The organism is Microbispora rosea (assembly GCF_044460045.1).
Taxonomy (GTDB): Bacteria; Actinomycetota; Actinomycetes; order Streptosporangiales; family Streptosporangiaceae; genus Microbispora; species Microbispora rosea.
Genome location: NZ_JBITJO010000008.1, coordinates 262,882 through 284,700 on the forward strand (window position 1 = coordinate 262,882; position 21,819 = coordinate 284,700).

18 protein-coding genes are annotated in these 21,819 nt (G+C 72.4%); 14 read left to right on the top strand and 4 right to left on the bottom strand.

Going from position 1 to position 21,819, the window contains the following annotated elements; genetic code table 11:
* Positions 1-9 precede the first annotated feature (9 nt).
* The 10 genes from ACIBK1_RS30290 (at position 10) to ACIBK1_RS30335 (ending at position 8,542) form a co-directional block, all read left to right on the top strand.
* Positions 10-915 carry a hypothetical protein gene (locus ACIBK1_RS30290; protein ID WP_396739079.1) on the top strand — a complete coding sequence of 302 codons (906 nt, stop codon included), beginning with the start codon at positions 10-12 and terminating at the stop codon, positions 913-915.
* Complete coding sequence (locus tag ACIBK1_RS30295) at positions 909-2,072, top strand: S8 family serine peptidase (RefSeq protein WP_396724224.1); 1,164 nt, start codon at positions 909-911, stop codon at positions 2,070-2,072. Before ACIBK1_RS30290 ends, ACIBK1_RS30295 begins: the two co-directional genes overlap by 7 nt.
* Before the next feature lie 135 nt (positions 2,073-2,207).
* A complete protein-coding gene (locus ACIBK1_RS30300) occupies positions 2,208-2,576 on the top strand; it encodes a hypothetical protein (RefSeq protein WP_030507417.1) in 369 nt (122 codons plus the stop codon).
* On the top strand, positions 2,573-2,896 hold the full coding sequence (locus ACIBK1_RS30305) for an MGMT family protein (RefSeq protein ID WP_030507416.1): 324 nt from the start codon (positions 2,573-2,575) through the stop codon (positions 2,894-2,896). The genes ACIBK1_RS30300 and ACIBK1_RS30305 overlap by 4 nt, the downstream gene beginning before the upstream one ends.
* 228 nt (positions 2,897-3,124) lie before the next feature.
* Positions 3,125-6,022, top strand: a complete 2,898-nt coding sequence (locus tag ACIBK1_RS30310) for a CDP-glycerol glycerophosphotransferase family protein (RefSeq protein WP_396739081.1) — start codon at positions 3,125-3,127, stop codon at positions 6,020-6,022.
* A gap of 73 nt (positions 6,023-6,095) precedes the next feature.
* A complete protein-coding gene (locus ACIBK1_RS30315; protein WP_363419110.1) occupies positions 6,096-6,590 on the top strand; it encodes a signal peptidase II in 495 nt (164 codons plus the stop codon).
* A 21-nt stretch (positions 6,591-6,611) separates the two neighbouring features.
* Positions 6,612-6,857: a DUF6010 family protein gene (locus ACIBK1_RS30320; RefSeq protein ID WP_357324835.1), complete on the top strand. Its 246-nt coding sequence runs from the start codon at positions 6,612-6,614 to the stop codon at positions 6,855-6,857.
* Positions 6,858-6,884: 27 nt separating this feature from the next.
* Positions 6,885-7,439: an RDD family protein gene (locus tag ACIBK1_RS30325; RefSeq protein ID WP_030507413.1), complete on the top strand. Its 555-nt coding sequence runs from the start codon at positions 6,885-6,887 to the stop codon at positions 7,437-7,439.
* 264 nt (positions 7,440-7,703) lie between these two features.
* Positions 7,704-8,126, top strand: a complete 423-nt coding sequence (locus tag ACIBK1_RS30330; RefSeq protein ID WP_396739084.1) for a DUF6010 family protein — start codon at positions 7,704-7,706, stop codon at positions 8,124-8,126.
* 191 nt (positions 8,127-8,317) lie between these two features.
* A complete protein-coding gene (locus ACIBK1_RS30335; protein ID WP_396739086.1) occupies positions 8,318-8,542 on the top strand; it encodes a hypothetical protein in 225 nt (74 codons plus the stop codon).
* 235 nt (positions 8,543-8,777) lie between these two features.
* On the opposite strand, the gene ACIBK1_RS30340 is transcribed toward ACIBK1_RS30335, so the two are convergent.
* Entirely contained in the window at positions 8,778-9,608 is an 831-nt protein-coding gene (locus ACIBK1_RS30340; protein ID WP_396739088.1) for an SDR family oxidoreductase, read from the bottom strand.
* Positions 9,609-9,646: 38 nt separating this feature from the next.
* Between ACIBK1_RS30340 and ACIBK1_RS30345 the strand changes: the two genes are divergently transcribed.
* The 3 genes from ACIBK1_RS30345 (at position 9,647) to ACIBK1_RS30355 (ending at position 17,042) form a co-directional block, all read left to right on the top strand.
* On the top strand, positions 9,647-10,498 hold the full coding sequence (locus tag ACIBK1_RS30345; RefSeq protein ID WP_030507409.1) for a helix-turn-helix transcriptional regulator: 852 nt from the start codon (positions 9,647-9,649) through the stop codon (positions 10,496-10,498).
* 71 nt (positions 10,499-10,569) lie between these two features.
* The gene (locus ACIBK1_RS30350; protein WP_076433868.1) at positions 10,570-13,791 is read left to right on the top strand and encodes an ATP-dependent helicase; all 3,222 of its coding nucleotides are present in this window, start codon (positions 10,570-10,572) and stop codon (positions 13,789-13,791) included.
* The gene (locus tag ACIBK1_RS30355) at positions 13,785-17,042 is read left to right on the top strand and encodes an ATP-dependent helicase (RefSeq protein WP_396739090.1); all 3,258 of its coding nucleotides are present in this window, start codon (positions 13,785-13,787) and stop codon (positions 17,040-17,042) included. Before ACIBK1_RS30350 ends, ACIBK1_RS30355 begins: the two co-directional genes overlap by 7 nt.
* 178 nt (positions 17,043-17,220) lie before the next feature.
* On the opposite strand, the gene ACIBK1_RS30360 is transcribed toward ACIBK1_RS30355, so the two are convergent.
* Positions 17,221-17,928: a Uma2 family endonuclease gene (locus ACIBK1_RS30360; RefSeq protein ID WP_396739092.1), complete on the bottom strand. Its 708-nt coding sequence runs from the start codon at positions 17,926-17,928 to the stop codon at positions 17,221-17,223.
* Positions 17,929-18,369: 441 nt separating this feature from the next.
* Between ACIBK1_RS30360 and ACIBK1_RS30365 the strand changes: the two genes are divergently transcribed.
* A complete protein-coding gene (locus ACIBK1_RS30365; protein WP_363528262.1) occupies positions 18,370-19,101 on the top strand; it encodes a hypothetical protein in 732 nt (243 codons plus the stop codon).
* A 4-nt stretch (positions 19,102-19,105) separates the two neighbouring features.
* On the opposite strand, the gene ACIBK1_RS30370 is transcribed toward ACIBK1_RS30365, so the two are convergent.
* Together ACIBK1_RS30370 and ACIBK1_RS30375 are read right to left on the bottom strand one after the other, a co-directional pair.
* Entirely contained in the window at positions 19,106-20,200 is a 1,095-nt protein-coding gene (locus ACIBK1_RS30370; RefSeq protein WP_030507404.1) for a type III PLP-dependent enzyme domain-containing protein, read from the bottom strand.
* Positions 20,197-21,816, bottom strand: coding sequence for an IucA/IucC family protein (locus tag ACIBK1_RS30375; protein WP_396739095.1), 1,620 nt, complete (start codon positions 21,814-21,816; stop codon positions 20,197-20,199). The genes ACIBK1_RS30370 and ACIBK1_RS30375 overlap by 4 nt, the downstream gene beginning before the upstream one ends.
* Positions 21,817-21,819 lie beyond the last annotated feature (3 nt).

The following is a 21,819-nucleotide window of genomic DNA, read 5'->3' on the forward strand; positions in this document are numbered from 1 at the left end:
CATCGAGGTATGCCGCCCGAGCAGTCCCGCATCCCGCAGACGGCGCGGACGCCGTCCGGTCTCCGGCGGGCGAATCCGCGGGCGCTGCCACTCGGCGCGTCCGCGCGCCGCGCCCGCGCCCGGCCCTGGACGGCGTCGAGGGGACGGGCCGCCGCCGCGCAGGCGGCCAGGGAGCGGGCCGAACTCGAGCGCGGCATCCGCCTCCGCTCGCTCTACCTGACGATCATGGGTGTCGTCCTCGCCGTCGCCGCGGTGAACGTGCTGCTGGGATCGGTCGGGCTGATCCAGGAGAACAAGGTCAGGCCGCTCACCGAGGCCGAGCGCGCCCGATACGTGGCCGAGGACGTGGCCCGCCGGTGGCGCGCGTGGCCCGCCGGCATGGTCTTCCCCGAGGAACTTCCGTACACGGCGCTCGGCCGCGCCCAGCAGTACGCGCGCAGGGTGGGCATCGCCTCCGAGGCGGCGTGCGCCGCGGCGGTCGACGCGCCGGTGGCGTCGGTGCTGCGCAAGCACGGCTGCCAGGCCGTGCTGCGCGCCACCTACGTCGACCAGACCTCGACGTTCGCGGTCACCGTGGGCGTCGCCGTGCTGCCGAGCGAGCAGGCCCGCGCCGACGCGGCGGGCGAACTGCCCGTGGACGACCGCGTGGGCGTACGGCCGGTGGCCTTCCCCGGCACGGTCACCGACATGTTCGGCGCGGCCCAGCGCCAGCGCACCGGATGGGTGGGCGCCGGGCCGTACATCGTCTTCTCCACTGTGGGGTACACCGACGGAAGGACGCGCGCCTCCGTCCCCCTGGAGGAACAGGTGAACAGCGAGATGTGGCCCGTGGCCGAGACCGTGGCCGGGCGCATCGCGCGCGCCCTCGGAGAGCCCCCCGACGTCCCCCGCTGCACCCAGGGGAACGTGTGCTGAGGCCGGCCTTCCTCTGCGCGGCGCTCACGGCCGTCCTGCTGGGGATCGGACCGGCGGTGGCGGCGGCGCCGGCCCCCGGCGGCGAGGAGGGGCGGTGGGCGCTCGACGCCCTCAACGCCGGCGCCGCCTGGAAGGTCAGCAAGGGCGCGGGCGTGACCGTCGCCCTGCTCGGCGGCGGGCACCCCGACGCCGGCCTGCCCGAGCTGAGCGGCCGGATCGAACTCGGGCCGGACCTGGCGGGCGCGATGTTCGGCGACGACACGGTGCGGCCGGGCGACGACGTGACCGCCCTGGTCTCGGCGATCGCCGGGAGCGGCCGCGGCGGGGGGACCCCCGGGATCGCGCCGGAGGCGCGGGTGCTGTCCGTCCCCGTGGTCCGGAGCCACTCCGAGGGCTCGGCGGGACAGGCGCCCGCGGAGACGCAGGACAGTCCGCTCGCGCGCGGCATCCGCTACGCGACCGGCCGGGGCGCCAAGGTCATCTGCCTGCCCGTCCCCGTGTACGCCGTGGACCGCGTGGAGCGGGACGCCATCTCCTTCGCGCTGGCGAGGGGCGTGGTGGTCGTCGCAGCCGTGGGGGACGCCGGCCGGTCGCCGTACGCCCGGCAGAACGGCACCTCCTACTGGGCGTTCCCCGCGGGCTACCCGGGGGTGGTGGGCGTCGCCGCCGTCGACCGGAAGGGCGCCAAGACCCCGGGCAGCAGCGACAACCTCTCGGTCCTGGTGGCCGCGCCGGGGGACCGCGTGCCCGTCACCCTCGCGGGGAGCCGCCGGGGGGCCGTGTCGGGGACCGGTGTCGCCAGTGCGCTCGTCGCGGGCACTATCGCACTAATAAAGGCGAAATATCCGGATTTGCCGCCGGAATTGGTGTCGCGCGCTTTGACGACGACCTCCCGCCCTCATCCGCCCGCCGGTTATGACGACAAAGTCGGATTCGGCGTCGTGGACGCGGCGGCGGCCCTGCGGAAGGCCGCGGAGCTGACCGCATATGGCCCAGCGTCCTCGGTGCAGGACGACGCGCATTTCGGCAAGGGCCCGGTCTCGCAGGGGCCCGCGCGCCCGGGGGCGGATCCGGTTAGGCTCTGGATCTACGGCATCGCCGTCGCTCTCGGAATAGGCGGTTTCTGCGCCGCGGCGATCGCACTGCGTCGCCGATGATGCGGTGTCGCCGATGAACGGGTGGCGCAGGTGATCACATGTTGGCCGCCGTTCTGCAGCATTTCGGACGCGGTCTTCCCGATGTTCGGGTTTCCGGTGACAAAGCCAGGTCAAATTTCGCTAAGGTCGCGGCTCATGGGGTACGAGCTGCGCGTAGAGCGGGATGCACCGCTCGCCTACGCCGAACTCGCGAGCGTCTCGGCGAAGGCCGGATTCGAGCTGCGCGGGTCGCACGAGACGGGCGAGATCGTCGCGCGCCACGGCGACTCCGTGCATCAGATCGCGACCTGGTCGGGACGGCTCTCCGGCCAGCCCGGGTCCGACTGGCAGGTCGCCCAACTGGCACTTCTCACCGATCTCATGGGGGCCCGGCTCGTGGGTGAGGACGGCGAGGCGTACGGCATCAGGAACGGCGTCGTCGAGCAGATCAACGGATCGTCCACTTACGAGTTCGGCAAGCTCGAAGAGATCATCGCGGCCGGGCCGACCGAGTGGAGCGCTTGAGAGACGGCCGCGGCCAGCCGCCGCCGTACGCGGAGCGGGTGCTCGACGTGGTCGAGCGGATCCCGCGCGGCAGGGTGATGTCGTACGGGGACGTCGCCGAGTATCTCGGCGAGGGCGGCCCGCGGCAGGTCGGCCGCGTGATGTCGCTGTGGGGCGGAGCCGTGCCGTGGTGGCGGGTGATCCACGCCGACGGCACCCCGGCGGCCGGTCTCGAGGCCGAATGCCTGGCCCGGTGGCGCGAGGAGGGCACCCCGGTCCGGGGGACGCGCGCCGACATGCGCGCGGCCCGCTGGGACGGCCGGGACCGGCCCTCTCAGTGATCACCGTAGCCTGTCCCCGGCCCTGACTTGGGGGCTGACAAGCCGCGCCCCTGGCGGTCGGATCGACGCCTCACCCGTCGCGGTAGTGCCGCTCGTCACCCGGTGCCACAGGGGTGTCACCCGCTGATTCACAGGAAATCCACAGGCTTCCGCGAGTCAGGTCTGGCAGTGTTCTGAGGGCATTACCATTTTCTGAACACTGGTCTGGCGAAGGGTGGTGCCTCCCGAATGACACCCGCACCCACGAGCGACGCCGTCGCTGAACGACTGCGGGCTGTCCAGGAGCTTTACGACCGGGGCGAGCCGATAGACGCGCTGGTCGCGCTCGTGCGCGCGGAGGGGCTCAGCCCCACGCAGCGCCGGGAGGTCGACCGTGAGGCGATCGTCGGTCCCCTGGGTCTGCGCCTCGACGCCGCAGCCAAACGCGGGCCCGCCCGCCGCCGCCAGACCATCGACGCGCTCCGGCCCTACCTCGCGGAGGTCGACCCGAAGGTCAAGCGGGAGCTGCCGGTCGGGCGCCGGGTCGCCTGCCACATGGTCGAGACGCAGGACCCGGGCGAGCTCGCCGAGAGCGACGTCCTGGCCAAGCTCGCCGCCGCCGCGGCCGAGCCCTCCCGCCGGGTGCGGCGGGGCCTGCGGTGGTACGCCGACCTGCCGGTGGAGGTCGGCGACCCCTCGCTGCTGCGCCTGCGGGCGGCCGACCTCGTGCCGGTCACGCAGATCGACGACATCACCTGGGTGGGCAACCGCCTGAGGGTGACGGGCCACGCGTACATCGCGGGCCTGTCGGTCCGCAGCGGGCGGTTCAACCGCGCCACCGTCGTGCTGCGCGGTCCCCGCTGGCTGCCCCGGATCACGATGAGGACCCGCAGGACCTACCGTCCCGAGGCGACCCACGCCGCCCGCGAACCCGGATGCAACTACGACTGGGCGGGCTTCACGGCCGAGGTGCATCCGTTCGCTCTGCGCTGGCGCGCCGGGGTGCGGGCCCTGGTGCGCGGCACGAAGCGGATGCTGCGCCGCCGCCACATCGTGCAGGACACCACCACCTGGCGGGCCGAGATCGTGATCTGGAGCCGCGCCGCCCGCGCCAAGGGCGTGCTGCGCGGTCCGGTGATCGGCCGCACCGAGCGCCCGGCCGGGCTGCAGGTGCGCCCGCGCTGGTGGGTGCGGCCCGTGTGGACCTCGGACAAGGCGCTGCAGGTGGTCTACCAGCCGACCCGCGCCGAGCTCACCGGTGTGCGGCTGAACGGCGACAACATCGAGCTCACCGGCTTCCTGCCGGGCCGGCCCGTCACCAAGGGCAAGGCCCGCGTCGGCGGCCACCGCATGTCGGCCGACTTCGCCCCGATCGAGGGCGGCAGCCGTTTCTCGCTGTCGCTCGCGGTCGGCACCCTGCTCAACGCGGAGTCCCGGCGGCTGTGGGTCGAGCCCAAGGGAGACCCGGCCGCGGCCGTCATGCTGGAGGGCGCGGAGGAGACCCGCCTCCTGCTCGGCGAGCGCGAGATCACGGTGCAGGGCGACCGGCGCGACCGGGTCGTCATCTCGGGCCACAAGATCCTGCCCGTGATCACCTCGGCCGAGTGGCACGACGAGTCGATCACGCTCACCGGCCGCTACCCCGACCCCGACCAGGGCCCGCGTGACCTCGTGCTGCGGCACCGGGGCGGGCTCACGATCCGCGTGCCCCTCGAGCGCGACGGCGAGCGCTTCACCGTACGGCTGTCGCCCGGCGCGATGCCGCGCTTCGGGTCGGCCGTGCCGCTGACCGAGGGCACCTGGAACGTCTCGGTGGCCCCGCCCGGCAGGTACGGCCCCGCGATGGTGCCCGTCCGGTTCGACCACGCCGGCCTCGACGCGCTGGACGAGAGCCCCCGGCTCATCGGCGGCCGGGTCTACCGGTTCGTCGCCACACGCTACGACGTGCCGGTGCTGGTGGCGGCCGAGGACCGGCCCGGCGACGAGCGGAGCGCGGCGGGCGTGTGGGCGCTCAGCCGCACGTTCTACCCCGCCGAGCGCGCCCGGCCGCTGCGCGAGGCCACCGTCTACGTCTCCTTCGACGGCCGTGCCTACTCCGACAACCCGCGCGCCATCTACGAGGAGCGGCTGCGGCGCGGCGACGAGGGCGAGCACATCTGGGTCGTCAGGGACGGCGCGTTCGTCCCGCCGGGCTCGCGCGAGCTGGGGCTCGGCGACGGCGTGGCGCCCACGGTCGTCCGCGAGGGCAGCCGGGAGCACTACGAGGCGCTGGCCCGCGCCCGTTACATCGTGTCCAACGGCTTCATGCCGCAGTGGTTCCGCACCCGTGAGGACCAGGTGTGCGTGCAGACCTGGCACGGCACGCCGGTCAAGCACATCGGCCGCGACCAGGCCCACATGAAGCGCGAGCCCCGTCCCCCGGTCTGGCATCGCCAGGCGGTGGAGGTCCGCGGCTGGGACCTGCTGCTGTCACAGAGCCCGTGGGCGTCGTCCGTCCTGCGCAAGGCCTTCGGCTACGAGGGCGAGATTCTGGAGTCGGGCTATCCGCGCAACGACGTCCTCGTCTCCGGCGACCGTGACGCGCTGGCGGCCGGGATCCGGCGCCGGATCGGCGTCCCCGAGGGCAAGCGGGTCGTCCTGTACGCGCCGACCTACCGTGACTACGACCGCAGGAACGCCACGGTCAAGCTCGACCTGACGGACGCGAAGCGGGCACTCGGCGCCGATCACGTCGTCCTGGTCCGCGGCCACATGATGCAGGCCTTCCCGCACGTGAACGCACACGACGGCTTCGCGATCGACGTGACGACCTATCCCGACACCGCCGATCTGCTGCTGATCGCCGACGTGCTCGTCACCGACTACTCGTCGGTGATGTTCGACTTCGTGGCGACCGGGCGGCCGGTCGTGCTGTTCACGCCGGACCTGGCCAAGTATCGCTCGTCCCGCGGGCTGTACCTGGACCTGGAGTCCCAGCGTCCGGGGCCGCGGCTGGAGACCTCGCCCGAGGTCGTGGAGGCCCTGCGGAACATCGACGCGGTGACCGCCAAGCTGACCGACCGTTACGCGGCCTTCGCGCGGACCTACGCGCCGCACGACAACGGGAAGGCCACCGCCCGGGTCATCGACCATGTCTTCTCCTCCTGACCGGCACCGAGAACGCCCCGGAGCGCGAGGCGCGGTGCCGGACGGAGGAGGTCCCCAGGGGGCGAGGCCGGGGATGCGGCCGTACAGGCGGATGCTCGTGCTGGCCGCGGGGGTGCTGCTCGTGGACCAGGCGACCAAGTTCTGGGCGACCTCCGCGCTTTCCGACGGCGAGTCCATCACGGTGATCCCGGGCCTGATCCGGTTGCGGTTGTTGCTGAACCCTGGTGCCGCCTTCTCGACCGGCACGGGGGTGACGTGGGTGTTCACGCTGGCGGCGGCCGCCGCGGTCGCCGTCATCCTGCTCGTCGGGCGGCGGCTGCGCTCCCGGGCCTGGACCTTCGTGCTGGGTGGGTTGCTCGGGGGCGCCACAACCCACCTGCTCGACCGCCTCTTCCGCCCGCCCGCCTTCGCCCAGGGTCATGTCGTGGACTTCATCGACTACGGCGGCCTGTTCGTCGGCAATGTCGCCGACATCGTGCTGACCGTGGGCTGCGCCTTCCTCCTGCTGCTGAGCCTGCGCGACGTCCCTCTCGCGGGCGTGCCCGGCAAGGGACTCCCGTCCGCCTAGGCATCTGGCGGGATCCGAGGCCTGGAGTCGTGGACGTTCATCGGGATCGCCTGGCTGCTGCACACCGGTTGGGACATCCTCCACCACCTCAAGGGCAGCCCGATCATCCCCTTCGCCGGCGACTCGTCCTTCGGCTGCGCCGTCTGCGATCCCGTCATCGCCCTGTGGTGCTTCTGGGGCGGTCCCTCGCTCATCAGCCTCGTACGGACCTGGATCACCCGGCCTCACACGACGGATGCGGTATCTCCTGCGAGTCCGCCCGGGTAGCGTCCTGTTCGTTCAGGAAAGGACGCCATGTCGACTACGTCACCGATCAATGGGGGGACCCGCGCACCGGCCTGGCGCCGCATCGCCGCCTGGCTGATCGACTGGTTGCTCATCCTCATCCTTCCGCTGCTCCTGGTCCCCGTCGGCGTGGCCGTCTACTCGGCGGGACTGCGACTGCCCGTCGGCCTGTGGAACCTCATATCGTTCCTCCTTCTGATCGCGCCGGTGACCCTGTGGTGTGCCTCGCGCGAGTCCGGCCGCTTCCAGGCCACGCCCGGGAAAAGGGCCAGGGGCCTGATCGTCGTCGATGCCCACTCCGGGCGACCGATCGGCTTCGGGCGGGCGCTGCTGCGCAACACCGCCAAGATCGCTCTGCCGTGGGAGCTGGGGCATACGGTCGCGTACGGCTTCGCCGCCGCGGGCCGGAACCCGTCCGCGTCTCTGATGGTGCTGACGATCATCGTCTACGTCATCATGTTCGCCTGGCTGGGCGCCCTTTTCCTGCCCTCGACCAGGACGCCCTACGACCTGCTCGGCGGAACCCGCGTCGTCTCGGGATCGCCCACGGTGACAAGACCATAAATGTCCCAGGTCAACCGGTCCCTGTGATCAAGCCGCACCCATTCGACATCGACCTGGACACCGGGGGCGCTGCTCGTCAGGGCCTCGGCCTGGTTCGTCGGCAGCACGACGACCTGACGGAGGTTGACGTGCTTCGACGTCTGGCGGAATTCCGTCGGCATCTGTCGCCAATGCCCCTGGGAAGGCACGTTGCCGGCTGGTTGGCTGTCTGGCGCGGGCTCGCCGCTCGCGCCCACGACAGTCATTCGAGAGAGCCGCACGATCATGAGTGTTGTCCTGCCGATCCTGATCGGCCTCGCCTACGCCGTGCTGATGTCGTTGATCCCCGAACCGCACCGGCGTCGCTTCAACGCGATCATGGTGGGCGGGGCGGGGGCTGCCTACCTTAGTGGCGGGGGTCTCGGCGGCTGGGAGTTCCCCTTCACCGCCCTCGTCGCGTACTGCGCCTTCCGCGGCCTGGAGTCGTGGACGTTCATCGGGATCGCCTGGCTGCTGCACACCGGTTGGGACATCCTCCACCACCTCAAGGGCAGCCCGATCATCCCCTTCGCCCACGACTCGTCCTTCGGCTGCGCCGTCTGCGATCCCGTCATCGCCCTGTGGTGCTTCTGGGGCGGTCCCTCGCTCATCAGCCTCGTCAGGATCCGAGTCACCCGGCCGCACACACCGGATGGGATTTCCTCTTAGCGGGTGTGCCGGCGTCGGTCGAGTTTTCCTTGCGTCGCCACGTGAATATTTCACAGATCTCGGGGGCTTCCGGCGATCCGTGACAAGCTCACGATTTCGTGAGAGCGCCGGCAGAAATTCGGGGCTCGTCGCGGGCGGGAAGCGCTGTCATGATTTCCGAGATGTCCGTCACGAATCCCCAGGGAGAGTCAATGGGCAAACCTCGAGCGTTGGCCGTCACCGCGGCGCTGGCCGCCGGCCTGACACTTTCAGTGGGCACGGCCCCTGCTCAGGCCGCCAGCATCAGGTACGTCTACTACCTCTACTCCGACTGCGTCAACGGCGGGAACCTCGGCATCGAGTGGGGATGGTGGACCTCCTACAGCTGCTCCTACATGAGCAACACCTACGGGCCGACCTGGGCGTTGTGGGCCTGACCGTCGGCTGACGGAATTCCTTTCGCACGCTATCCGCGACAAGGCCAATCCCGGACGCTCTCGCACGGGTCGGGTTGATTCCGTCGCGCGTCGAGTGGCGTCCGGGTGCGGTGGCGATTTTCGGGCAGGGGCGCTTGCGCGCCGAAAACAATTGGTTATTTCCTTCAATCGGGGTTTCCGGTACGACGCTCATTTGCACGTGGCTGAGACGGGGGACGCCCGGCGCGCGGCGACCTCAGGCCTGGTTCGTCGGAAGCACGACGACCTGACGGAGGTTGACGTGCCTGGCCCGGCTGACCGTGTACGCGATCAGGTCGGCGACCTCCTCGGCGGTCAGGGACGTGATGACCTCGTACATCCCGGCGAGCTGCGCCCCGATCTCCCGGCTGTCGACGTGGTCGCCCAGCTCCGTCGCCGTCAGGCCGGGCTCGATGTTGGTCACCCGCACACCGCGCGGGCCGAACTCCGAACGCAGGTTCGCCGACAGCTGGGTGAGGGCGGCCTTGGTCGCCCCATAGACGGCATAGCCGGGGAAGACGACGTGGGAGCCGATCGACGAGATGTTGACGAGGTCGGCCGTCCGGCCCTGCGCCCCCGCCGCGAGCAGGTCGGCCGTGAAGGCCCGGATGATGCGCAGGGCGCCCGCGAGGTTCGTGTCGAGCATCCGCGTCCACTCGTCGATGCGGCCGTCGTCGATCGGGTTGGGCAGCATCACGCCCGCGGTGTTGACCACCAGGTCCACCGGCCCGAGCTCGGCGTGGACGCGGTCCACCGCGGCCGCCACGCTGTCGTCCCGGGTGACGTCGGCCGTCACGGCGAGGGCGGTGCCGCCGTCGGCGGCGATCTTCCGGGCCACTTCCTCCAGCCGGTCGGCGCGGCGCGCGAGCAGCGCGACCTTCGCGCCGGAGGCGGCCAGCAGCCGCGCCGTCGCCTCTCCGATGCCACTGGCGGCCCCGGTGACGACGGCGACGCGTCCGGCCAGGTTCTCGTAGCTCATGGTGACTCCTTCGAGTTCGAGGTTGACGAGAACCACCCTGCCGGGGCGGGCCGGGCCTACCCAGCGCACGCTTTTTCCTGGTAAAGCCAGTACTAGGCTTGGATGCCATGGATGGCGATCTGGGACGGTTCCTGCGATCCCGCCGGGCCCGGATCCGGCCCGAGGACGCCGGGCTCCCGGCGCACGGACGGCGGCGAGTCACCGGGTTGCGGCGCGAGGAGGTCGCGCTGCTCGCGGGCATGAGCGTGGAGTACTACATCCGCCTGGAGCAGCAGCGCGTCCGCAACGTCTCCGACGAGGTGCTCGACGCGGTCGCCCGGGTGCTGCGCCTGGACGGCACCGAGCGGGCCCACCTGCGCCGCCTCCTCCGGCCGCCGGACGACCGGCGGGCTCCCCTCAGCCATGTCCGGCCCGGGGTGCGGATGCTCCTGGACGCGGCCGACTCCATGCCGGCGTTCGTCATCGGGCCCCGGATGGACGTGCTCGCCTGGAACGCCCTCGCCGAGGCGATCAACGGTTTCTCGGGCATGCCCGAGGGCGAGCGCAACATGGCCCGCCAGACGTTCCTCAAGGCGCGGGCGCGCTCCCTCTACCGCGACTGGGCGACCGTGGCCGCCGAGACCATCTCCTATCTGCGCCTGTACGCCGGGCGGCACCCCGACGACCCGCTGCTGGGCCCGCTCGTCGCCGACCTGTCCGCCGATCCCGACTTCGCCCGGATGTGGGAGGAGCACCGGGTCGCGGAGAAGACCTTCGGCGTCAAGCTGCTGCGCCACCCGGAGCTCGGCGACCTGGACTTCGCCTACGAGACCCTGGCCCTGCCGGGGGACCCCGAGTTGCTGGTCGTGATGTGCACCGCCGATCCGGCCTCCCCTACCGGCCGCACACTGGCCCGGCTGCGGCGGGCCTATCAGGGTGATCTGGACAAGCCGGACGTACGGGTGACGGCGGCGGGCTGATCCGCCCTACTGGGACACGGAGTGGGCATTCGGGCACGATCTGTCTCAGTGATCTGGTGGAATGCTGTGTTGTGAGTGGTCAGAACTACCGGCTGGTGCGTCGCGGGGGAGTGGGACGCCGCGCGGCTCCCGTGCTGGACGAACATCAGCGCGCCGTCGTCGAGCACGACAGCGGCCCCCTGCTCGTGCTCGCCGGGCCGGGCACCGGTAAGACCACCACGATCGTGGAGACCGTCGTCGACCGGGTCGAGCGCCGCGGCGTGGACCCCGAGCGGGTGCTCGTCCTCACCTTCAGCCGCAAGGCGGCCGGTGAACTGCGCGAGCGGATCACCGCCCGGATGCGCAGGACCACCAGGACCCCGCTGGCCCTCACCTTCCACAGCTACGCGTACGCGTTGCTGCGCCGTGAGGCGGTGCTGGCCGGTGAGCCGCCCCCGCGCCTGCTCACCGGCCCCGAGCAGCTGCTGGAGATCCGGCGGCTGCTGCACGGCGAGCTGGAGGACGGCGCGCGGCACTGGCCCCCGGACATGCGCGAGCTGCTCAAGACCCGGGGGTTCGCCGAGGAGCTGCGCGACCTCCTGTCCCGTGCGGCCGAGCGCGGCCTGTACGGCGACGCGCTGGTGCAGCTGGGCCGTGAGCACGGCAGGCCCGACTGGGAAGCCGCCGGGCTGTTCTCCTACCGCTACCAGGACCGGTTCGACCTCGATCCGGTGCCCGCGCTCGACTACTCCGAGCTGATCCGCGAGGCGGCCGGTCTGCTGGCCGACGGCGAGGTGCGGCGGCGCGAGCGGGACGCGTACGACCTGGTGCTCGTCGACGAATACCAGGACACCGACCCGGCGCAGGAGTTCCTGCTCAGACAACTCGCGGGGGACGGCCGCGACCTGATCGCCGTGGGGGATCCGGACCAGTCGATCTACGGTTTCCGCGGCGCCGACGTGCAGGGCATCCTGCGGTTTCCCGAGCGGTTCCCGACGCGCGACGGGCAGGACGCCCCGGTGGTCGCGCTGCGGGTGTGCCGCCGCAGCGGCCCGGCCCTGCTGGAGGCCTCCCGCCGCGTCGCCGGAAGGCTGCCGGCCGTACCGGGTCATGAGAACAGGACCGGTGGCCACCGCGACCTGATCCCGGTCGGGGACGCCGACCCTGGCGAGGTGAAGGTCCTGCTGGCCGACAGCGCCAGCCAGGAGGCCGCGGTGGTCGCCGACACGCTGCGCCGGGCGCACCTGCTCGACGGGGTGCCGTGGTCGCGCATGGCGGTGCTGGTGCGCAGCGCCGTGCGGCACGTGCCGCTGCTGCGGCGGGCGCTGGTCACCGCGGGGGTGCCCGTCGTGGTCGCGGGCGACGAGCTCCCGCTGGTGCAGGAGCCCGGCGTCCGGCCGCTGATCACGCTGCTGCGGATCGCCGCCGCACCGTCCACGCTCGACGTGGCGACCGCCGAGGAACTGCTGACCGGTCCGCTGGGCGGCACCGACATGATCGGCGTGCGCCGGCTGCGCCGCGCCCTGCGGATCGCCGAGCACGAGGCGATCGCCGCGGAGGCCGCCGCCGCGGAGGAGGCAGGGCAGCCGGCGCTGCCCTTCACCCCGCGCTCGTCGGACGAGCTGCTGGTCGCGGCGCTGCGCGACGCCCGCGAGCTCGGCGGCGTCGAGCCGCACGTCGCGGCGCCGGCCGAACGGCTCGCGCGGCTCATCGCGACCGCCCGCGAGGCCGTACGGCACGGCCAGGGCGCCGAGGAGACGCTGTGGGAGATCTGGCAGGCCAGCGGGCTCGCGGAGCGCTGGACGGAGGCCAGCCTCGCGGGCGGGGCCCGGGGCGCCCAGGCCGACCGCGACCTCGACGCCGTCGTGGCCCTGTTCGACCACGTGGCCCGCTTCACCGACCGGCTGCCCAGGGCCGGGGTGGCGGTGTTCCTCGACGACCTGACCTCCCAGGAGATCGCCGGGGACTCGCTGGCCGAGTCCGCCCCCGAGGGGGACGCCGTACGGATCCTCACCGCGCACCGGTCCAAGGGCCTGGAATGGGACGTGGTGGTGGTCGCGGGCGTCCAGGAGGGCCTGTGGCCCGACCTGCGCCTGCGCGGCTCGCTCCTCGGCACCGAGGCGCTGGTGGAGTTCGCGGGCGGCTCGGCGCTGGACACCACGCAGGCGGCGACGGCCGCGCTGGCGTCCAAGCTGCTCGCCGAGGAGCGGCGGCTCTTCTACGTCGCGGCCACCCGCGCCCGCAGGAAGCTCGTCGTCACGGCGGTCGGCGGCGAGGACACCGACGAACGGCCCTCCCGGTTCCTCACCGAGCTGCTGCCCGGCGGAGTGGAGCCGGCGACAGTGGACGACCGGGCGCGGTGGCTCAGCATGTCCGCGCTGGTCGCGGACCTGCGCGCGGCCGTGTGCGACACGAGCAAGTCCGAGGCGATGCGCCGCGAGGCCGCCGCGCACCTCGCCAGGCTGGCCCAGGCCGGGGTGCCCGGCGCCAATCCCGGCGAGTGGTACGCGCTGACCCCGATCTCCGACGACCGGCCGCTCGGCTGGCCCGACGACGTCGTCCAGATCTCTCCGTCGTCGGTGGAGAGCTTCACCAAGTGCGGCCTGCGCTGGATGCTGGAGACGGCGGTCGGGGCCGGGTCGTCGAACGTCACCCAGAGCCTCGGCACGGTCGTCCACGCGATCGCCTCCATGGCCACCGAGGACGGCACCGACTACGTCAAGCGGCTCGACGACATCTGGGACCAGTTCGACTTCGGCGGGCTGTGGTTCAACCGCAAGCAGCGCCGCGTCGCCGAGCAGATGGTCGACAGGTTCGTCCGGTGGCAGAAGGACAGACCACGTGACCTGGTGGCGGTGGAGGAGGCGTTCACCGTACGGGTGCCTGGTCACGACATCCAGATCACCGGCCGGGTGGACCGGGTCGAGCGGGACGAGACCGGCCGGGCCGTGATCATCGACATCAAGACCGGCAGCGGCAGGCCCAAGGACACCGAGATCGACCGGCATCCGCAGCTTGGGGTGTACCAGCTCGCGACGACGCTCGGGGCGTTCGAACGGCACGGCCTCGTCCAGCCGGGCGGCGCGTCACTGCTGCACCTGGGCAAGGCCGCGGGCCAGGGGGCGGACGCCAGGGAGCAGGCACAGCGGGCGCTCGCCGACGACTCCGAGCCCGACTGGGCGGAGAGCCTGGTCAAGACGGTGGCGACCGGCATGTCCGCAGGAGTGTTCGTCGCCACGGTCAACGACGGCTGCCGCACCTGTGCCGCTAAAATCGCCTGCCCTGTGAACGACAACGGAGGACAGGTGTGCTGACGCCCGGTGAGCTGGCCGGTCGGCTCGGGATCCTCCCGCCCACCCCCGAGCAGTCGGCCGTCATCGAGGCGCCCCCGGAGCCGATGGTGGTGGCGGCGGGGGCGGGGTCCGGCAAGAGCGAGACCATGGCCGGGCGGGTGGTCTGGCTGGTCGCCAACGGCCTGGCCAGGCCCGAGCAGATCCTCGGACTCACCTTCACCCGCAAGGCCGCCGCCGAGCTGGCCGAGCGGGTCCGCCAGCGGCTGGCGGGGCTGGCGGCGGCCGGGCTGGTCGAGCCCGAGCTGCTCGACTCCGAGCCGACGGTCTCCACCTATCACGCGTACGCCGCCCGGCTGGTGACCGACCACGCGCTGCGCGAGGGGCTGGAGCCCACCATGCGGCTCGTCACGCCCGCCGTCGCCTGGCAGATGGCGGCGCGGGTGGTGGGCCAGTACGACGGGCCGATGGACCGGGTGGACCTGTCCCCGCCCAGCGTCACCGCCGCCGTGCTCGAACTGGCCGGAGAGCTGGCCGAGCACCTGCGCGACCCGGCGGACGTACGCGAGGTCGGCGACTGGCTGCGCGAGCGCCTGGCCTCGGTCACCGGGCGCATCGTCAAGGACCAGCGCAAGCCGGTGGAGACCCAGGCCGTCCGCGAGCAACTGCTGCCGATGGTCGAGGCGTACGAACGGCTCAAGCGTGGCCGGGAGGTCATCGACTACGGCGACCAGATGGCGCTGGCCGCGCGGATCGCCTCGCGGCATCCGGAGGTCGGCGCGTCCGAGCGGTCGCGGTTCTCCGTCGTGCTGCTCGACGAGTATCAGGACACCAGCCACGCCCAGCTCGTGCTGCTGCGTTCGCTGTACGGCGGTGGCCACCCGGTCACGGCGGTCGGCGACCCCTGCCAGTCGATCTACGGCTGGCGCGGCGCGTCGGCGGGCAACCTGTCTCGGTTCCCCACGGACTTCCCGGCGGCGTCCGGAGATCCCGCGCAGGTGCGGCGGCTGTCGGTCAGCTTCCGCAACGGCGAGCACGTGCTCGGCGTCGCGGCCCGGATCCAGACGCCCCTGCGCCACGAGGCCCGTGAGGTGCCGGTGCTGGTGCCGGGCGGCAACCGGGTGGGCCGCGGCCGGGTGCTTTGCGCCTTCCACGAGACGGCCGAGGACGAGGCGGAGTGGATCGCCGAGGGCCTGGCCGGCATGCTGCACGGCGAGGGCGCCCCGGACGGCCTGCCCTGGGGCGAGGGCGAGCGGGTCAAACGCGGCCCCGCCCTGCAGCCGCAGGACGTCGCGATCCTCGCCCGCAAGCGGTCGCAGTTCCCGGCCCTGCGCCGGGCCCTGGAGGCCCGGGGGATCCCCGTGGAGGTCGTGGGCCTCGGCGGGCTGCTCACGGTGCCCGAGGTCGCCGACATCGTGGCGACCCTGCGTGCGCTGTACGACCCGACCGCAGGGGACGCGCTGGTCCGGCTGCTCGCCGGGCCGCGCCGGCGGATCGGCCCGGCCGACCTCAAGGTGCTGGGCGACCTGGCCCGCGAGCTCAACAAGGAGATCAGGACGGCCAGGGGAGGACCGCGGCCGGAGGACCCGCTCGACCAGGTCGTCGCCGACCTCGCCGAGGAGCGCGGCAGCCTGATCGACGCGCTCGACGAGCTGCCCGACCGGCCCGACTGGCTGGAGCGGTTCTCCCCGCTGGCGCGGATGCGGCTGCCCGCCGTCGCCCGCGAGCTGCGCCAGCTGCGCGCCCACGCCGGGCAGCCGCTGCCCGACCTGATCAGCGAGATCGAACGCCGGCTCGGTCTCGACGTGGAGGTCGCCGCCAGGGGAGGCAGCCCGCTTGCCGCCCGCGCCGACCTCGATGCCTTTCTCGACGCCGCCTCCCGGTTCGCCGGCGACTCCGAGGACCCGACGCTCGGCGCGTTCCTGGCGTACCTCAAGGCGGCGGAGAGCGAGGAGTTCGGGCTGGAGGCCGGGCGGGTCGGCGACAGCAACACCGTCAAGCTGATGACCGTCCACGCGTCCAAGGGACTGGAGTGGCCGGTCGTGGTGGTGCCGGGCCTGTCGCAGCTCACGTCCCAGAAGGGCGGGCTCATCAAGGGCAGCATGTTCCCCGCGACTCCGGTCACCAACTCGCGGTGGACGGAGAACCCGCGCAAGCTGCCGTACCCGCTGCGGGGGGACAGCGCGGACCTGCCCGAGCTGGCCGGGCTGGACCGGGAGGCGCTGGGCGCCTTCGACGAGCGCTGCCGCGACCGCGATCTGATGGAGGAGCGGCGGCTGGCGTACGTCGCCGTCACCAGGGCGCACTACCTGCTGATCGCCTCCGGCTACCGCTGGGGGACCTCGTCGCGGCCGCTGGAGCCGTCGGAATTCCTGCGGGAGATCCGCGAGGCGGGCGCCCGGGTCGTCCGCTGGGCGGAGGATCCGGAAAGTTCGGACAATCCGCTGCTGGCCGAGCCGCCGGTGGCCGAGTGGCCGTCCGTCACGGTGCGCGACGGGATCCTCGACGGCGCCCGCTTGGTGGAGGAGGCGATGATGGGCGACGCCCCGCCCGCCTCGGCGGACGGTCGCGCGCTCCTCAGGGACCGGGACCGGGAGCGGCTGCGGGCCTGGGCGCGCGATACCGACCTGCTGCTGCGCGAGCGGGAGACGAACCGTCAGCGGGCCGGGGCGGTCGTGGAGCTGCCGTCGCGGCTGTCGGTGTCGTCGCTGGTCACGCTGGCCCAGGATCCTGCGGCGTTCGCCCGGCAGGTGCGGCGCCCGGTGCCGCGCAAACCTGCCCCGCTGGCGCGCCGGGGCACCACCTTCCACCGATGGCTGGAGTCGCGCTGGGGCCAGCAGCGACTGATCGACGACCTGGAGCTGCCCGGCGCCGCCGACGAGCTGTCGGAGACCGAGATCCAGCTCGCCGAGCTGCAGGACCGGTTCGAGGAGAGCGAGTGGGCCACGCGTGAGCCGGTCGACCTGGAGGTGCCGTTCGAGACCATGATCGGCGACCGGCTGGTGCGCGGGCGGATGGACGCGGTGTTCCGCGAGGGCGACGGCTACGTGGTGATCGACTGGAAGACCGGTGAACGGCCGCAGGGCAGGGCCGCCGAGACCGCCTCGGTGCAGCTCGCGGCCTACCGGGTGGCCTGGGCCGCGCTGGCCGGGGCGCCGCTGGAGAAGGTCGGCGCGGCCTTCCACTACGTCCGCTCGAACGACACCGTCCGTCCCGTGGACCTCCTCGACGCGGACGGCCTCACCGCGCTCATCCAGCGGGTTCCGCAGGACTGACCCAGGGGGAGCCGCCGGCCGTCGCCGGGGATACGCCCACCGTGGCGACGGCCTGCGGCGTGCTGCTCGTGGTCGCGTCGGCCTGCGGCGCCTTGGCCGCTGTCCGTCTCCAGGGGCGTGGCGGGCGCCTGGTCGCGCTGTGATCCGGACGCCCTCCAGCGGCCTCCGGACAGGATCTCTAGTCGAACAGCGCGCTCGTCTCGATCTTGATCCCGAACGGCTCGGGCAGTTCCAGGACCGCGCCCTCCTCGACGGTGACGATCCGCTGGTACGCCTGCCGGTGGTAATCGAAGGGCTCCAGGTCGAGGAGAGGATCGCTCATCAGCGTCACTCTGCGCGGAGACGCCACGGGGTCCACGATCAGGTAGAGCGGCACGCCCGCCCGCGCGTAGTCGAGCGGCTTCTCCCGCCAGTCGACCTTGTGCGTCCCGGGCGAGCACACCTCATCCACGAGCAGGGCGCAGCGCCCGCGCACGCGCATATCGTCGAACTGCTCGACCTCGTCGGGGGCGACCATGAGATCGGGCAGTCGAAGATCCTGATACGGCGGGATGTGCACCCCCCAGGTCTGGTGGAACCGCCAGCCGTTCGCCAGTTTCAGCGGGATCAGCAGATTGGAGAGCCTGTCGACGATGTATGTGCTCTCCCTTCCCGCGGGCGGCGTCACGACGACCTGCCCGAGACGAATCTCCGCCCGATAACCGGCGTCGTGGAGTTGCACGCACAGGTGCAGCACCTCGTCAGGGAGCTCTTGGGACTCTTCGGGCTGCCTGGCCTCTGAGGGCTCGTGCTCGTCCGAATCGAGATCGTCGGGCACGGGGTCGTCCTGCTTGTGCGGGACCGGGTGGTCGTGCCTGCCGTGCTTGGTCGGCTTCGTGAGGGCCATGCCGCCATCCTCTCCTGCTCCTCCATCGATAGTACGGAAGGTTTCCGGATCGCCACGGAAAGTAACAGGGAGGTGGTGGGAGGGAAATTCCCCGGAAAGGGCGGCGAGGTGAAGGAAAGCCCTACCGGGTGAAGGAAAACTAGCTCTGCGAATCGGTCATGGGCGACGTACCTGCCGCAAACGTCTCGCGCCGGGATCGGGATTATCCGCGGGAGCGACTCTGTATTCCGCAGACGCCGACCATTCATGATCGGCTATTAGTGTCCTATGTCGGTTGTGCGGATGGCGATGGCGGCGGCCTGCGTCGCGGTGGTGACCGGGTGTTCGGCGTCGGCAGCGGCGAATCCTCCGGATCTCGCCCTTCCCTTGGACGCCTACAGTCTCGGCGCGAAGGATCGTGCTCAGGTGATACGAGCCCGGTTCATGCTGATGGAGGAATGCATGCGCCATATGGGGATCGATTTCCGGTTACCTGCCGTCGAACCGGTGACCGACCTGCGCAATGTCGATCTCCTCGGGTGGCTTGATCCTCGCCAGGCGGCCAAATCCGGATATGTGCAGGCCGGGCGGAGCCCGGATGAGATGACCGGTATTCCGTCGTACTCCGTCACCGATGATGAGTTCTATGTGCTGGAAGGGAAGGTCCGGCGATACCACGGGCGTACGGTGCCGCCCGGAGGCTGCATGGCCAAGGCGGACGCCCTGCTGAACCGGGGAGCGCGGGGCGTGACCCCGGCCGATGCCGGCAAGAGATTCGACGAGGACGAGGTGCCGCGTTTTGTCGACAGCGTGACCGATCTCGCCTACAAGGACCCGCGGATCGCGGCGGCCGAACGCGAGTGGAGCGACTGCATGCGGTCGGAGGGCTTCGACTATCGGAGCACCGTCCACGCCGTCGGCGACCGGCGCTGGGCGGCGACCGTCAACGACGACTCGATCGGCCACACCCCAAAGCCGCGCGGCACGAAGCCCGAGATCGACACCGCGGTCGCGGACGCGCGATGCCGGGCCGAGACCGGCTACACCGACGTTCGCCGCGAGGTCGTCGCCGAGGCCGAGAACCGGATAATCGGCCGGAACCGGGCCCGGCTCGACGTCATCAGGTCGCTCAACCAGGCCCGCCTCGCCAACTCCGCCAAGGTCCTCGACGGCACGCTCACGCTGTCCTGGTAGCCCGTCACCTCAGGTAGTGGAACGCGGGCTTCGGGTGCATGAGGAAGTCGTGGTGCGAGATGTTCCAGGCGTACGCGCCGGCCATGGCGAAGGCCACGACGTCGCCGACGGCGAGTGAGGCGGTGACGCGGCGGGCGAAGACGTCCTTGGGCGTGCAGAGCCGCCCCACCAGGGTCACCGGCCCGTCCTCGCCCTCCCCGCCCCCCGGCAGCACGACGAACGGCTGGTCGTGTCCCTTCGTCACCGGCGTCCGCAGGTGGTGCGTGCCGCCGGACAGGACGGCGAAGCGCTCCCCGTGGACGCGCTTCACGTCGAGCACCGTCGTGAGATACCACCCGCAGTAGGCCGTCATGGCGCGTCCCGGCTCCACGCGCAGCGTCTCGCCCGGCCGGGCCAGCGCCCGCAGGCCCGCGCCGTACGCTGCCCAGTCGAACCGTTCCTCCGGGCGGGTGTAGAAGACGGCCATGCCGCCGCCCAGGTTGAACTCGCGCAGCCCGAGGCTCCTGCCGTACGCCAGGACGGCCTCGGCGAGTGCGAGCAGATCGGGGGCGGCCAGGCCGCTCGCGAGGTGCGCGTGGAGGCCGCGCAGCCGCACCGGCGAGGACCCGAGCAGGGCCAGGCACTCGGCGACGCCGCCGGGGTCCATGCCGAACGGCGTGGCGCCGCCGCCCATCGCGAGCGCCGCACCGGTGACGGGCACGTCGAGGTTGACCCGCAGCAGCACGTCCGCCGGTTCCCGCATCCGCCGCAGCTCGGCCGGGCTCTCGACGTGCCAGCGGTGGGCCGAGGGGGCGAGGGCCAGCTCGCCGCCGGTCTTTCCCGGCCCGCCGAAGCTCAGCGCGGCCTCCGGCAGAACCGCCCTGACGTGCGCGAACTCGCCGCCGGAGGAGACCTCGAAGCCGTCCACGTGCGGCGCGAGCACCCGGAGCACCTCCGGGTCGGGATTGGCCTTGACGGCGTAGCAGATCTCCGTCCCCGCCAGGGCGGCCCGTACGGCGGCCGCGTGGCGGTCGAGCCCGGCGAGGTCGTAGACGTAGGCGGGGACGTCGTCCAGAGACTCGGCGACCTTCCGAAGGCCGGCCGGGACCTCGATGCTCATCGGTGCTCTCCTTCCGCGAACCCCAGCGGATTCGGGACGGGGACGTATCCGGCGGCCCGGTCGGCGGCCCTCGCCCAGCGCACCCCCAGGTTGGCCTTGGCCGGCAGCGGCGCCCCGGCCAGCAGCTGCGTCAGCGGCCCGGCGGTGTCGACGGCGGTGTCGACGGCGTGGTCCGCCACGTAACGCTCCAGGGACTCCCGGGCGACCGCCCACAACGCGCGCAGGACGCCGCCGGCCGGGCCGGCCACCGTCGCGGCCACCTCCGCCAGGTGGTTGACGAACAGGCAGTAGGCGACCCGGTTCCAGCCCCGCGTGGCGTCGTACGAAAGAGGGGCCGCCACCTCGCCCGGCACGCCGGTCAGGTCGTGCCGGCCGGCGACCAGCTTGGTGCCCTCCAGGTCGCGGAAGACCGCCTCGACGGGCCACCCGGCGGCGTCGAAACCGACGAGCACGTTCTGCACGTGCGCCTCCAGCACGACCCCGTGCCGGAAGAAGGCGTCGAGCACCGGGAACGCCACCCGCTCGACGTACGCCTCCCACCACGCCACGGGGTCGGCCGCCCGGCGGGCCAGGACGGTCTCGGGCACCCCGTCCGCGCCCGCGGCCAGGGCGCCGGCGAGGACCGGCGTGGTCCCCGGTCCGCACACCGCCCACGGGCCGGTACGGACAATCACCCCGAGCCCTTCCAGCAGCCGGGCGCCGAGAACGGCCGACCGATAGCCGGGCTCGGGCAGCCACCGCGTGCCGGGGAAGCGGCGGGCCAGCCGCTCGAAGACGGGAGCGAGCCGCCGGGTCAGCTCGACCGCGCCGGACAGCTCATACCACGCGTTCTTCCGCACGCAGTTGGTGATCCGCACGTTCAGGCTGAACTTCAGGCACATCCCGGTGCCGGGGTCGTACACGGTCCGGACGGAGGACGTGGGCACGACCGCGCGGGGGGCGGGCCCGAGGTCGGCCAGCCGCCCGTCCGCGAGCGGCCCGCGCAGCTCGGCGGCCAGCAGGTCGAGCTGCCAGGGATGGGCGGGCAGCGGGATGTACCCGGCAGGCGCGCCGCCGAACGCGTCGAGCGCCGCCGTGTCGCCCTCCTGGCTGACCAGGTCGGCGCGCACGCCGAGCAGCCGCGGTGCGAACCGCGCGTGCGTCTCCGGCGCGTAGTCCAGCCAGTCGTCGCCCGAGCGCGCCTTTGGAGCGGGGTGGAACGGGTGTCCGGCCACGAGAGCCTGCTCGGAGGCGAGCCACGGGTCGGCGGGCGGGACGGCCCGTTCGCGGGCGGCCAGGATCGCGGCGACCGCCTCCCGCCCGGCCCGCACCTGGGCGGCGAACTCCTCGTTGCCCCCGTCCAGCTCCCGTTCCACCAGCGCGACGAGCGAGGACAGGTCGAGGGGCCGCCAGCGCCCCTCCTCGAGGTGCTCGGGCGGGCCGTCGAAGCGCAGCGCGATGCCGCCGCGGACGCGTACGCGCACCGGCGTGCCCGCGACCCGCAGCGTCAGGTGGGGCCCCGCGGCGTGCACGTGCCCACGAGGGCCGCCGACCTCGCGCAGCCAGCAGCGCAGCAGCGCCCCGAGCGCCGCCTCCTCGGCCAGGGCGGCGTGCGGGTCAAGCAGCAGGCCGTCCACGGG